Genomic DNA, 13733 nt, shown 5'->3' on the forward strand with positions numbered 1-13733 from the left:
TCTTCGACGCCGTCCCTCCGCATTGGTCACGAAAGCCGCTATGGGCTGTGGCGAGAAGACTGGATGTAACGAACCGTCCTGAGGCGCAGCTCCTCTCCGTATACAGAGAACACGGTGTCGTGCCGAAAAGTAGCCGGGAGGATAACTTCAATAAACCCAGCGATGACCTGACGGCCTATCGCTTTGTCCGGCCGGGAAATCTGGTTCTTAATAAAATGAAGACCTGGCAGGGGTCTTTGGCGGTATCAGAATTCGAGGGGATAGTAAGCCCGGCATACATCGTGTGTAGCCTCTCGCAAGACGTCCACCCACGCTTCGCTCACTACCTGCTTCGCTCTGCGCCTTACGTTCACCTCTATCAGTGCTTGTCGAAAGGTATTCGGCCGAACCAGTGGGATCTTCCGTTCGACGAGTTCAGGAAAGTTCCGCTCGTACTGCCGCCAATTGATGAGCAACGGCGGATCGCCAGCTTTCTCGATGAGCAGGGGGGCCGGTATGACGAGCTGATCCGTCAACGCCAGCGGCAAGAAGAGTTGCTTGCTGCCCGCCGGACGACTGTTGTGGACGATGCTATGCGGCAGGCCGGTCCGGCAGATTACAAGCTCTTCCGGGCCTTGAGAGTGTTGCGGGACGGCTCTCACCAGCCACCGCCCCGCGTGGACGCCGGTGTGCCTCTACTTACTGCTCGAAACGTATCATCCGGTGTTCTTCGACTTACCGAATCAGATACCCACGTCTCTGATGCCGACGCTCGTGAGATGGAGCGGTCGTTGGCCATGGTGCCGGGCGATGTGCTATTGACAGTCAAGGGCACGATCGGTGCATCTGCGGTTGTTCCTGTCGGCTTTCCCAGGGCTGTGCTTGACAGAAATATTGCGCTGTTGCGTACCGGGCCGAGCCTCACGCCCGAGTGGTTGATGTATGCGCTCCGGTCTACCATTCTTCAAGACCAAATGCGAGTTTCTGTTAATTTCGCTGCGCAGCCTGGGCTCCCACTCGGACTAATCCGAGAGCTCCGTCTGCCGGTACCATCGCCAACCGCCCAGCGGAAACTGACGGTGGCTATCGAGGCTCAGTACGAGTGGATGGACGGCCTGATTAACTTCATCAGCAGGCACGTGCGCTTGCTGTCGGAGCGACGCCAGGCACTTATCACTGAGGCAGTTACTGGACAGATCGACGTGACGACGGCGCGGGGGGTGGAGGCATGAGCGTGCATGAGGAGCAGCCGTTCGAGGCGGCGATCGAGGGCTCGCTGCTCGGCTCGGGCTGGTTAGCCGGCAACCCGGCCCACTACAACCGGCAGCTCGGGCTCGACACGTCGGGACTGTTCATCTTCATTGGTGCTACCCAGAAGCTGGACTGGGAAAAGCTGTGCGCCTACCACGGTGGACAGCCCGAGGCGCAGCGCCACTTCGCGCAGTACCTCGCGAAGCAGATCGACGAGCGCGGCCCCCTCGACGTCCTTCGCCGAGGCGTCAAGGACAAGGGTGTCCTGATCCGGCTCGCCTACTTCAAGCCCGCGCACGCCATCACCGACGACGCGCTTAAGCTCTACCGTGCCAACCGCCTCACCGTCACCCGCCAACTCGCCTACTCGACCAGCAACAACAACACCCTCGACCTGGTGCTCTTCGTCAACGGCATCCCCCTCGCCACGGCCGAGCTTAAAAACCCGCTCACCGGCCAGACCGTCGAGGACGCCAAGAAGCAGTACCGGGAGACCCGCGACCCGAAGGAACTGCTCTTCGCGAGGCGTATCCTCGTGCACTTCGCCGTGGATCCCGACCTGGTCTTCGTCACGACGAAGCTGGCCGGCGACAAAACTCGGTTCCTGCCCTTCAACACCGGCTCCGACGGGCCGGGCGCCTCCGGCGGTGCCGGCAACCCGCCGGCGGGGCCGTCGGGCTATCGCAGCTCCTACCTTTGGGAGCAGATCTGGCACCCGGACACCTGGATGGACCTGGCCCGGCGGTTCCTGCACACCGACAAGGAATCCAAGGCGCTGATCTTCCCGCGCTACCACCAGTGGCACGCGGTCACGCAGCTCACCGACCACGCCGCCCGCAACGGCTCCGGACACAACTACTTGGTCATGCACTCGGCCGGGTCGGGCAAGTCGAACACCATCGCCTGGTTGGCGCACCGACTCTCCAGCCTGCACACCGCGCCCGCGCTCGATGACGACGCCCGAGCCAAGGGGCTGCACCCCAACGAGCCGGTCTTCGACAAGGTCATCATCATCACAGACCGGGTGGTGCTGGACAGGCAGTTGCAGGACACCGTCTTCCAGTTCGAGCACGTGCCCGGCGTGGTGCAGCGAATCGACAAGGATTCCGCCCAGCTCGCCGCCGCACTTCAGGGCGAGACGGCCAAGGTAGTCATCACAACCATGCAGAAATTCCCCTACATCCTCAACCAGGTGCAGGGGCTGCGTGGTAAGCAGTTCGCGGTCATCGTCGACGAGGCGCACTCGTCGCAGTCCGGTGATTCGGCCGCCGCGTTGAAGAAGGTGCTGCTGAAGCTCGGCAGCGACGACGTGGACGAGTCAGGTGACCTGCTCACCGCTTCGGCGTTGGCCCGTGGCCGGCACGAGACGTTGTCGTACTTCGCGTTCACCGCCACCCCCAAGCCGAAGACCCTCGAACTGTTCGGCACGCCGCACCCGGTCACCGGCAACCCGCAGCCGTTCCACACGTACTCCATGCGGCAGGCCATCGACGAGGGCTTCATCCTCGACGTGCTGCGGAATTACCTGACCTACAAGTCGTACTGGAAGCTGGCCAACGCCAACCCCGACGACCCGGAGGTCGACCCGAAGAAGGCCGGCGCTCAGCTCGCCCGCTTCGCCAGCCTGCACCCCACGATGCAGGCGCAGAAGGCCGAAATCATCGTCGAGCACTTCCGCAAGCACACCGCGCCGCGTCTGGGTAACCGCGCCAAGGCCATGGTGGTCACCAGCTCTCGCGAGGCTGCTGTCCGACTGCACACCGCCATCAAGAAGTACGTCGAGATGCAGGACTACGTCGGCTGCGACTCCCTGGTCGCCTTCTCCGGCGACCTGGAGGTCGACGGCGTCGAGCACACCGAGGCGCGGAGCAACGGCTTCAGCGAGGGCGAGCTGCCCGAGCGGTTCGCCTACACCGCCGCCGATGACAAGCACGCTGGCACGCCGAAGGCCAAGCAGCCCACCGAGTACCGGATCCTGGTCGTCGCCGAGAAGTACCAGACCGGCTTCGATCAGCCGCTGCTCACCACCATGTACGTCGACAAGCTCCTCAAGAACGTCGCCGCCGTGCAGACCCTGTCCCGGCTCAACCGCACCCACCCGCTCAAGGCCCAGGGTGATGTCTTCGTCCTCGACTTCGTCAACGAGGCCGGCGACATTGCCGAGCACTTCAAGCCGTACTTTGAGACCGCCGCCACCACCCCCACCGACCCCAACCTGCTCTACACGGCCCAAAATGCGGTGACGGCCTACCCGGTCCTGGTCAACTCGGAGATGCAGGCTTACGTCGACGCTTTGCTCGCCGCCGAGCAGAAGGCAACCAGTGACACCGCACTTCAGCGAGCTCACGGCGCTCTCTACCGCTTTACCGAGCCGGCCGTCCAGCGCATCAACGCCTTGGCCGCTGACGACCCAGAGGCCGCAGACACCTTCCGGTCCGCGCTGCGCGACTACACCCGGATGTACGCGTTCCTCAGTCAGGTCGTTCCCTACCACGACGAGGACCTGGAACGGCTCTACCTGTACGGGCGGGCGCTGCTCAACCGGCTACCCCGCCGGCAGGACCCGTCCGTTGACATCGGTGAGGTGCAGCTGACCCACCTGCGGGTCAGCAAGACGGGCGAGCACGACGCGTCCCTGTCACCCGAGGGCGAGCAGATGCTGCCCGGCTTCCTCGGCGGGGCAGCGGGCGGGCAGCGCGACCTGGAGAAGGTCGTGCTCTCCGAGCTGATCGACGCGTTCAACGACCGGTTCGGCATCGGTCTGGGCGAGTCGGACAAGGTCTGGGTCGAGCAGCAGATCGTCGCCCTCGCCGAGGACGGCACCCTCGAAGCCGCCGCGATGGTCAACGACGAGAGCAACTTCGGTGTTGTCTGCGACAAGCGCATCGAGGACGTGATCCTGTCCCGCCATGACGACAACGGCAAGCTGATGCAGCGCTACCTCGACGACGAGAGCCTGCGGTCGCAGCTCAACCAGTTCGCACGTCGGCAGGCGTACCAGATGATCCGCCGGCGCAAGGGCATCGCCTAGGCGAAGCTGCGACGGTGAACGAATTCCTGGATGCGGGAGGTGCTTGTGATTAAGCAGATCGAGTTAGGGGCTTTCAAGGGATTCAAGCATTACCGCTTGACGTTCAATGACGATGTTAGCATTCTGGTTGGACCTAATAATGCGGGAAAGAGTACGATAATCGGAGCTCTACGGCTCTGTGCCTCTTTGTTGGATCACGCCCGGCGCAGAAATCCGGGCGACCCCACAGCTCGCGCGTCCGACCGCTTCTGGGACTATACGATAACAGAAACGGCCATCGATCAGGCTTGCTTCAATGTTGAGAACGTCTATCATGAGTTCCTCAGTGAAGAAGCGCACCTCGAAGTTTCGTTCGACAACGGTGGCGCTATCAGAGTGGAATGGCCTGATTCGGGGGAGCCGACGCCCGATCGTGGTTTCTTCAGGCTGGAGGCCCCTCCGGCCACCTCTGTCCGCGGGACTCGCCTTGCCAGAGATTACTTCCCTGCTATCGGTGTTGTACCCACCTTGACGCCCGTCGAAGGCCGTGAGCGGCTCGTTTCCACCAGAACCGTTAGATCGAACTACACGACTCGCCTGGCTAGCAGTCATTTCAGAAATCAGATGTGGCATGTCTACGAAGGGTTCGACGGTCAGTGGGAAAATCTTCTTTCCTTCGTCAAGGCCCATACGCCAGAAATATCCGACTTGAGGATGGAACGGACTTCGCTTGACAGGGGGGAAGACTACCTGGATCTCTATTTTCGTGAGTCCATCTCTGGAAAAGAGCGCGAGCTCACGTGGGCCGGAGACGGGCTGCAAGTTTGGCTTCAGGTCATGTTCCACCTCTGGCGTGAGCGTGAAAAGGACTGCCTCGTCTTAGATGAGCCGGACGTCTATCTTCACCCTGACTTGCAGCGACGCCTGGTATCAGTAGCCCGAAACGCGGGCAAGCAGATCATCATTGCCACGCACAGTGTGGAGGTTCTGAACGAGTTGGGTCCTGAATCGGCTATCGCGGTCGATCGTGCCGTAGGAGGCGGGACCCGATTCAACGGCGATGGAGCGATGGCCGAATACGCCGGCCAGGTGGGAAGCGGCCTCCAACTTGGCCTGGCTCGCGCGCTTACCAGGAAGTCAGTACTGTTCGTCGAAGGGCAGGACTTGTCCCTTCTGCGGCTCTTGGCCATGCGTTTGAATGCTGTAAGAGTTGCCAACGAGCAGGGTCTTGCAACGATATCAATTGGCGGATTTAGCGGCTGGTCTTCCGTTTCTGGTTTCGCGCGCGTTCTGAGGATGGTGGGCAGTGGACCTGTCATTACCGTTCTGCTTGATAGGGATTATCGAAGTGATGCGGCGGTCGCGGAGGTTGTATCCCAGATATCTGTCGACGGTGCGGGCGCTCATGTGTGGAAGCGTAAGGAGATCGAGAACTATCTGCTTGACGTACGCTGTCTGGCTCGTGTGGCTGGGATAGATGAAGGAGTGGCGCAGAAGTTGGCTGATGAAGTAGCTGGGGTGCTCAAAGATGAGACTCTCTGGTCTTGGTTGGGGCGTCGGCAAAAAGATGCGCCAAGAGGCATGGATCCGACTACCATTGCTCGCGACACCCTCGCTGACTTTAACTCCGTTTGGGGAAGCGGAGGGCATATCGATATGTTGAGCGGGAAGCGGTTCATTAGGCAGCTAAATCAGCGATTGCCCTCGCTGGGCGGCAGGAGCGTCAACGCTCATAGTTTAGCCAAAGCCATTCTCCCGAGCGAGGTGCCAGTTGAGGCCAGAGAATTTATTGCGCGGCTTGAGCTTACGCTTATATAGCGGCTCTGGACTCGGTGGTTTGCGGGATGGGGGGTTAGATGCGGGCGCAGGAGCGTGTCGCTGAACGGTACGAACTGACGTACCCGGTCGGCCACGGCGGTATGGGCGAGGTCTGGGCCGGCTTCGACGAGAAGCTCGACCGGCCGGTCGCCATCAAGTTCCTCCGCAAGCTCTTCATCCCAGAGAGCGAGCGGGAGAACGCGGTCGAACGCTTCATCCGGGAAGCGCGAGTCACCGCCCGCCTCGACCATCCGGGCGTGCCCAGCGTTCATGACGTCGGGGTTCAGGACGACGACATCTACATCGTCATGCAGCTGGTGCCGGGCATACTCGTCGCTGATCTCATTGCCGAGCGGGGATGGCTTTCCGTGCCGTGGGCGGCGGCGATCGGTGCGCAGATCTGCTCCGTGCTGGCGGCGGCCCACGCCGCCTCGCTGGTGCACCGCGACCTCAAGCCGCAGAACCTCATGCTCACGCCGACCGGCGCGGTCAAGGTCCTCGACTTCGGCGTGGCCGCGCTCCTCGGACCGGCTGACGTTCCGCGACTGACCGCCACCGGGCACACCCTCGGCACGCCTACATACATGGCGCCCGAGCAGGCGTTGAGCAGCACGGTGGGTCCGAGAGCAGACCTGTACGCGCTCGGCTGTGTGCTGTTCGAGCTGCTGACCGGCAACCCGCCTTACCGGTCCGACAGTCCGCTCGGCATGCTGCACCGGCACATGAATGACCCGGTGCCCTCCGTTGCGGACCACCGCGGGGGCGTGCCCGACGAGCTGGTGCGGCTCGTCGCGCAACTACTCGCCAAAGACCCGCAGCACCGTCCGGGATCAGCCACGGAGGTGTATGAGCTACTGGCTCCCCTCGGGGCAGTAGAGCGTGAGCTGGCCGCCGACCTGGCGCTGACCGTCGCGGGCGGTGAACCGGTGGACCCCACGATGCCGTACCGGTACCCGTTCGGGCCGTTGCCGCCACCTGTGCCACTGGCACCCACCAGGGTGGACGTCGTGCGGCCCCGCAACGCTCCGGAGGTCGTCGAGGCCCTCTCCATCGATGAGCTGAGTGAGGTCGCGGAGCGGGCCTGGGACCTGGCCGAGGAGGAGCGGTTCACCCAGGCCGCCGAGCTGCTGGAGACGGCCCTGCGGCCGGTCAGGAAGGGGCACGGCGCCAGGCAGCCGAGGATCCTGGAGCTGCGGCTCCACCTGGCCAACCTGTACGTCCTCGCCGGCGCGTTCCGGCAGGCCCTGCCCGAGTTCCAGCGACTCATTCCGGACCTGGCGACCCGCCCGGTGCCCGACCAGGAGCTGATCTGGCAGTGCCGGCAGCAGGCTGCGGTGTGCCAGGCGGAGTTGGGCGAGGCGACCACAGCCTTGGACGAGCTGCGTTCGCTGCTCGCCGAAGAGCAGCGTGCGCTGTCGCCTGAGTCGCCTGAGCTGTTTTCACTGCGGCAGCAGGTCGCCATGCTCGCTGCTGGGGTCGGTGACGTGACCGGGGCTCGTCGCCACCTCACGGATCTGCTTCGAGACGTCAGCGCGCTGTATGGGTCGCAGTCGCCAGCGGCGGTGGAAATCGAGACATTGCTGGTGCACCTCGATCGACTCGGCGAGAACGCGACCGATGAGACGAACCGACGGCGTGAGGGGCGATGAGCATGTTGGAGCTGGAAGACGCGCTGAAGCAGTGCGTCGAACGGGTGGCGCGATTCCGCCGTCAACACCAGCGCATTGGTGAGCAAAACACCAAGGCCGGGCTGATTGAACCAGTCATCGGAGCGCTCGGCTGGGACCTGTTTGACCCAGACGAGGTGCACCGTGAGTATCGTCGACGCGGTCCCGACAACCCGGTCGACTATGCCCTCCTCCTGCTGCGTACACCACGCCTGTTCATCGAAGCGAAGGGCCTCGGGGAGAACCTCGACGATCCGCGGTGGGCCAACCAGACCATCAGTTATGCCGCGGTTGCCGGCGTCGAGTGGGTGGCGCTGACCGACGGCGCCGAGTGGCGGATCTACAACGCCCACGCGCCAGTGCCCATCGAGCACAAGCTGTTCCGCGCGGTCCGTATCGAGGAGGGCCTCGACGATGCGGTAGACCTGCTGTCGCTGCTCAGCAAGGGCAACATGCGTGACAACCGGATTGAGGAGTTGTGGAAGGGCTACTTCGTCGATCGCCAGGTCCACGGGGAGTTGCTCGAACTTTTCGGTGACGGGGAGCCTGCGGCGGAGCTGGTGGCGATGCTCGATCGGCGCCTGTCCAGGCTTACCAGGGACGAGGTCCGGTCCAGTCTCATCCGAGCCCGTGCCACCTTCGATTTTCCGTCGTCCGCTGCACCGACCAAAGTCAGTCCTGTCCCCGTAACTGAACCGGTGCACGTCGTGCGTCCACCGGCCACCCCTACTGTGCCTCAACAGCTGACGCCACTCGGTTCGGCCAAGGGGCGTCCGCCCAAGCGGCCGGTGACCGGCGCAGAACGCGCGCTTAAGGTGATCGACCTGATCAGGGCTGGGAGGTTGCGTCCGGGCAGCAAGCTATACGGGAAGTATCTGGGCAAGCAGTACGTCGCCGAGGTACTCATTGACGGCAGCATCCGCTACGAAGGCCGGGTTCTCGGATCCCCGAGCGCGGCTGGGGAGGCGGTGAAGATCGACGTGTATGGGTCGTCGATCACCGCGACCCGGCGGGCCACCGATGGGCTCGACTTCTGGTCGGCAGAGGATGCCCGAGCCGGTGACATGGTGACCCTCAAGGAGATCCGACGCCGTGTGGCAACCGAGGGGGAGGCGTGAGACCGCCACTCACCCTCGCGCAGGTTCTCACAGTCCTGGACGAGCCGCAATCTGTCAACGATTTGCGCCGGTACTTCGGGGTCGCTGGTCATTCGCCGTTCACCGGCGGACAGTTCGAACGGCTCGGGGGTGGCGGCGACCGGCCGGAAACCCGGGACGTCATCACCGCGGAGGACCTGGTCGCAGTCGAACTGCTCAGCGTTCGAGTGCCGCCGCATACCTCTCTCGATCTCTTGCAAGGGGCGCTGGGGAAGGCCGTAACGGCCGAGCTGCGTGAGGTACACACGAATGTCCCTCTTGGGCGCCCTGAGGCGACTTCCTACATCGAGAAAGGGGGACGAGCCGACCGGGCTTGGCGGTTGCTGCGGAATGCGGACGGCATTGGCTGGGTCGTGGCCGGGAAACTACTCGCCCGCAAGCGGCCCTTGCTCGTGCCGGTCTACGACGAGATCGTCGCATGCGCCTTCCGGACGCGAGGAAACTTCTGGCGCTGGCTGCACGGTCGTCTGTCGGAGCAGGAAGCGACGCTCGCCAGCCGCCTTTTCGACCTACGAAGGCGGGCCGGATTGCCTGAGGACGCCATCACCTTGCTCAGAGTTCTCGACGTGGCGATCTGGATGCGTCACCGCGACGAGCACACCGGCTACCGATGCCGAGGCCTTCAACTTCCCTAAAGCCGGCCGCTAGTGGGCGCTCGGTCGAAGCATGCCCCATCGCCCGGCGAAATTGTCAACCGATCGTTGCAGGGAGCACCGTGGGATTCCAGACGCCACAGTACAAGTTGTCCAAGCTGCTGGAGCAGGCAGGCAGCGGCAGCATCCAGCTTCCGGACTTCCAGCGCGGCTACAAGTGGGACGAGGAGCGCATCAGATCCCTGCTCGTCACGGTGACTCTGGGCCACCCGCTCGGCGTGCTGATGCTGCTTCAAACCGGCAACGACCAGGTGCGGTTCAAGCCAAAGGCGATCGAGGGAACTCCTCCGATGTCCAGTAAGGTGGAGCCAGATTTGCTCCTACTCGACGGGCAGCAGCGCTTGACGTCGCTCTACCAGTCCCTGACCGGCTCGGGTGTTGTCGACACCGAGGATGCCCGGAAGAAGCAGGTTCAGCGACGCTTTTACATCGACATCACCCGAGCCTTGGAGGACCCGGCCCGCCGGGACGAGGCGGTGGTGGTCCTGCCGGGCGACGGGATCGAGCGGACCAACTTCGGCAAGGACATTCGCCTCGACGTGTCCACGCCGGAGAAGGAGCGCGAACACGGTTACTTCCCGTTCCGCCTGATCTACGACTCGCCAGGTCAACTCGACTGGTTGTGGAACTTTCCCGGAGAAACGGGTGAAGCGGCGGCGCGACGAGCGCTCATCCAGCGCTTTCAAGGCGAGATCCTCACGCCAATGCAGAGCTACGAGATCCCTGCCATTGAGCTGGACAAGTCGACGACCAAGGGAGCGGTCGCCACCGTCTTCGAGAAGGTCAACACGGGTGGCCTTCCCCTCAACGTCTTCGAGTTGTTGACGGCGACCTTCGCTGGTGACGCCGCCTACTTCCACCAGCACGGGGACGACTTCCGGCTGAAGGACGACTGGCAGCTCACCGAGCAGATCATCTCCGCCCATCCCGTCCTGAGGGGCATCCGCAACACGGATTTCCTCCAAGCCGTCACCCTGCTCGTGACCGCTCACGGGTCGTCGTTCACCTCCGCTCGGAAGGAGGACGTGCTGCGGCTTGAGCTCAGTCAATACCTGGCTTGGGCTGAGCAGGTGCGGGAGGCGTTGGTGTGGGTTGCGCAGTTCCTCCGGGATGAACACATCCACCGGGCGCGCGACATCCCCTACCCGACTCAACTGGTGCCTCTGGCGGTGATCCGCGTGATCCTCGGCGAGGCTGCGACCATCCACGGGGTTCGCAGCCGTTTACGCCAGTGGTTCTGGTGCGGCATCCTCGGCGAGCTCTACGGAGGCGCCACGGAAACCCGCTTCGCGCGCGACGTTGACCAGGTCCCGGCCTGGGCGCGAGCCGTGACGTCCCCGGACACCGCCCCCGAGCTTCCGGGCACCGTGTCGGGAGCGACGTTCGCTGAGTCCCGGCTGCTGTCTCTGCGAACTCGGCAGTCCGCCGCGTACAAGGGCTTGCACGCACTCCTGATGGCGGGGGGTGCCAAGGACTGGAGATTCCACCAGACCTTCGACCATACGCAGTACGTCGCTCTCGACGTCGACATCCATCACGTTTTTCCAAAGAAGTGGTGCGACGACAACAAGATCCCGCGCAATCTCCGGGAGAGCATCATCAACAAGACGCCGCTGGCCGGGAAGACCAACCGTTTCATCGGGGGAGCCTCTCCTGCGGCCTACGTGCCGAAGCTCGAAGGTGCCGCCGCCATCGGTTCCGATGAACTTGATGCCATCATCGGTGCGCACCTGATTGACACCAAGGCACTGAGGGCCGCTGACTTCGACGCCTTCTTCCTTGCGCGTCGGCGAGCTCTGCTGGAGCTGGTGGAGACGGCCATGGGCAAGCAGGCGCAGCGGGACGTTGATGCGGGGAAGTTGACCGGGGGTGGGGAGGCACCCGAGGCCTTCGCGGAGGAGGACGACGATCCGCAGGACACAGACGACGCCAACGAGGACGACCGCTAACTCGTCCGGCTGCTGTGGCTAACTCTCGGTCGGGCGCATCAGCTCGACCTGGTCGCCGGGTTTGACTTCCATCTCGCCCTTGCCGTGGCGGATCTCCAGCACCGGGACGCCTTCGTCCAGGTGCAGCTCATTCCGTTCTTGGCCCGTCGGCATTCGAGCGACGACCGACGCGCCGGCCGGCAACTCCATCTGCTGCCGCTCAGGCGCACGTCGTACCCGCGTTCCGTGCCCGCGGACCGTGCTGACCAGCCCTTCGGAACGCAGGATCGACATTGCCATCCGGACCGCCTCACGGCCAATGCCGTACTCCTGTGTCAGCCGCGATTCGCTCGGCAGCGACACCCCAGGCGCCAGTTCACCGGACTCGATCCGTCTCCGCAACAGGTCAGCGACCTGCACGTAAACGGGCGTGTGTGAGCGCGGATCGACGGTCATGTCTGGTAAGCCTTGTCCCCCCGTGGGCCGTGGTGGTTGTGCCCCTGTGCCCCTGTACGTATATTCATCAAGGCGGCGGAAGCTCAACGCGGGACGGGGATCTATAGCCCGGTCGAGTGACGCCGTGCAGCAACCCCGCTGCCGTGCTGCCAGTCGACGCTGTGGTGGCAGGCCGGGTGGGTTCGCGCAAGCGGTGTGAACACGGGCCCACCCTCCATCAAAGGGAAGGCAGGTCGAGTAGATGAGCGCCCGTAACCAACGACCGGCACGGGAGGTTGGAGCGACCATCCGCTCCTCGACGCACACCAGTCTGCTGCCGTGGCAGGTGCGCGAGCGCCGCTTCGCACCGACCGGGCTCGGGCGTCGCGGGCTGAACCCCGACGACGTGTACGCCTTCCTCGACCGGGTCGCCGTCGACATGGCCGCCGTCTACGCTGCTCTCGCCGAGAGCCGCCTCGAGACGGCCCGGATCAAGGCCGGCCTGCGTCGCCGGCAGGCCGACCAGGCCGGCGCCCGCAACGAGCGGGGCCACACCCAATGAGCCAGCGGTACGTCATCCACCTGCCCGTCGTTGCCACCGACCTGTCTGCCGCGCAACGCCTGGCCCGGGTCGTCGGCCGGTGGATGCTGGTGCTGCCGATGGCCGACCCGGGGGAGACGACCGTCTCCGAGGAGGACCAGCAGTTCCTGCGCCACCGGGTCTTCTGCGACCTGCTGATGCCTGGTGGCCGGCGCTGCCTCCTGCGCGACGGACACGACGGCGACTGCTCCCGCCGCTTACGCCGGTGACTGGAGCGATGCCTGCGACAGACCACCATGGACACAGCCGTACAGGCGGGCCATGATGCGGTGTGCCGTTCATAGCGAGCCAGGTGATGCACACGATCTGCCAGAAGGCCGAGGGCAGGAAAGTCAGGGCTGCCGTCGCCTACGCGGGTGACGGGGCGGCCGACCTGCTGCCGGTGAAAGCAGGCGACCTGATCGTCGTCAACGGCAGCAGGAACGCAATCGCCAGCGGCGCTACCTCCGCTCGTCTGCTGCGGAGCTGGTATGAGCAGGGTGTCCTGCTCTATGCCCATGAGACCCTGCACGCGAAGGTCTTCGTCATCGGTCGGACCGCCTTCGTGGGTTCGGCCAACCTCTCGCTGCGTGCCCACACCGACCGTACGGTCGAGGCGGCGATCCAGAGCACCGAAGCTGCAGTCGTCGTCAGTGCTCGGGAGTTCATCGACGAGATGGCTGCCGATGCAATCGAGGTCGACGAGGCTTGGCTCGATTGGGCGGACACGGTGCCGGTGCGTGCCGCTGGTGGCCCGGTGCTGTGGAATCCGGATCCACCGTTCGAACCGAACGAGCCGTACGACGTCTGGGTTGGCCCGGAGGAAAGCGTCGAGTGGACTGACGAGGAAACCGCGCTCGCGCAGGCGGGCTATCGGATGCACTGGGTTGCCGGGGGCAGGGGCAGGTACGGCACGATCGCCATTAGCGAGTCCGCGACGGACACGAGTTCGCTTGTGCAGCCTGACATGGTGTTACTCATCCGTCCGCGCAGCGTTCAGTTGGTCAGGTTTCTCGATCGCCGTCGCCGTGGGGGAGCGGCCATGGGCTTCTACCGCACCGACCGGGATTGCGTCCGTCGAACACTGGGCGAGGTGGCGGCCGCTCTCGACAGCACCCCAGCGAAGCTGCGCGAGGGGGACTGGGTGCGGATGGATTCACCGCAGCGTGAAGCGCTTCGTGAGTTGTTCAAGCTGCCGAAGCTTCCGGCGCGGTCGTGATGAGCGCGTTGGCATGTGAGTAGGTGAACAGCACCG

At 64.1% G+C, this 13733-nt stretch carries 11 protein-coding genes; 10 read left to right on the forward strand and 1 reads right to left on the reverse strand.

Annotated features, from left to right (window positions below; all coding sequences use genetic code 11):
* Window positions 1-47 precede the first annotated feature (47 nt).
* From ABZT87_RS25555 to ABZT87_RS25585, 7 genes are all read left to right on the forward strand, one after another.
* On the forward strand, window positions 48-1211 hold the full coding sequence (locus ABZT87_RS25555) for a hypothetical protein (protein WP_355138660.1): 1164 nt from the start codon (window positions 48-50) through the stop codon (window positions 1209-1211).
* Complete coding sequence (locus tag ABZT87_RS25560) at window positions 1208-4261, forward strand: type I restriction endonuclease (RefSeq protein WP_355138662.1); 3054 nt, start codon at window positions 1208-1210, stop codon at window positions 4259-4261. The genes ABZT87_RS25555 and ABZT87_RS25560 overlap by 4 nt, the downstream gene beginning before the upstream one ends.
* A 30-nt stretch (window positions 4262-4291) precedes the next feature.
* Window positions 4292-6058, forward strand: a complete 1767-nt coding sequence (locus ABZT87_RS25565; RefSeq protein ID WP_355138664.1) for an AAA family ATPase — start codon at window positions 4292-4294, stop codon at window positions 6056-6058.
* A gap of 38 nt (window positions 6059-6096) precedes the next feature.
* Window positions 6097-7707 carry a protein kinase gene (locus ABZT87_RS25570; protein WP_355138666.1) on the forward strand — a complete coding sequence of 537 codons (1611 nt, stop codon included), beginning with the start codon at window positions 6097-6099 and terminating at the stop codon, window positions 7705-7707.
* A gap of 2 nt (window positions 7708-7709) precedes the next feature.
* Window positions 7710-8843, forward strand: a complete 1134-nt coding sequence (locus ABZT87_RS25575) for a hypothetical protein (protein ID WP_355138668.1) — start codon at window positions 7710-7712, stop codon at window positions 8841-8843.
* Complete coding sequence (locus tag ABZT87_RS25580; RefSeq protein WP_355138670.1) at window positions 8840-9517, forward strand: DUF6308 family protein; 678 nt, start codon at window positions 8840-8842, stop codon at window positions 9515-9517. Before ABZT87_RS25575 ends, ABZT87_RS25580 begins: the two co-directional genes overlap by 4 nt.
* Window positions 9518-9597: 80 nt before the next feature.
* Window positions 9598-11484: a DUF262 domain-containing protein gene (locus ABZT87_RS25585; protein ID WP_355138672.1), complete on the forward strand. Its 1887-nt coding sequence runs from the start codon at window positions 9598-9600 to the stop codon at window positions 11482-11484.
* Window positions 11485-11502: 18 nt separating this feature from the next.
* On the opposite strand, the gene ABZT87_RS25590 is transcribed toward ABZT87_RS25585, so the two are convergent.
* Complete coding sequence (locus tag ABZT87_RS25590) at window positions 11503-11919, reverse strand: winged helix-turn-helix domain-containing protein (RefSeq protein WP_354856878.1); 417 nt, start codon at window positions 11917-11919, stop codon at window positions 11503-11505.
* A 241-nt stretch (window positions 11920-12160) separates the two neighbouring features.
* Here ABZT87_RS25590 and ABZT87_RS25595 point away from each other — a divergent pair, with 241 nt between their 5' ends.
* The 3 genes from ABZT87_RS25595 to ABZT87_RS25605 all read left to right on the forward strand — a co-directional run bounded on the left by ABZT87_RS25595 (window position 12161) and on the right by ABZT87_RS25605 (window position 13697).
* Window positions 12161-12460, forward strand: coding sequence for a DivIVA domain-containing protein (locus tag ABZT87_RS25595; RefSeq protein ID WP_355138674.1), 300 nt, complete (start codon window positions 12161-12163; stop codon window positions 12458-12460).
* On the forward strand, window positions 12457-12708 hold the full coding sequence (locus tag ABZT87_RS25600) for a hypothetical protein (RefSeq protein WP_355138676.1): 252 nt from the start codon (window positions 12457-12459) through the stop codon (window positions 12706-12708). Before ABZT87_RS25595 ends, ABZT87_RS25600 begins: the two co-directional genes overlap by 4 nt.
* Window positions 12709-12794: 86 nt before the next feature.
* Window positions 12795-13697, forward strand: a complete 903-nt coding sequence (locus ABZT87_RS25605) for a phospholipase D-like domain-containing protein (protein ID WP_355138754.1) — start codon at window positions 12795-12797, stop codon at window positions 13695-13697.
* Window positions 13698-13733 lie beyond the last annotated feature (36 nt).

Source organism: Micromonospora sp. NPDC005237 (assembly GCF_040607775.1).
Lineage (GTDB): Bacteria > Actinomycetota > Actinomycetes > Mycobacteriales > Micromonosporaceae > Micromonospora.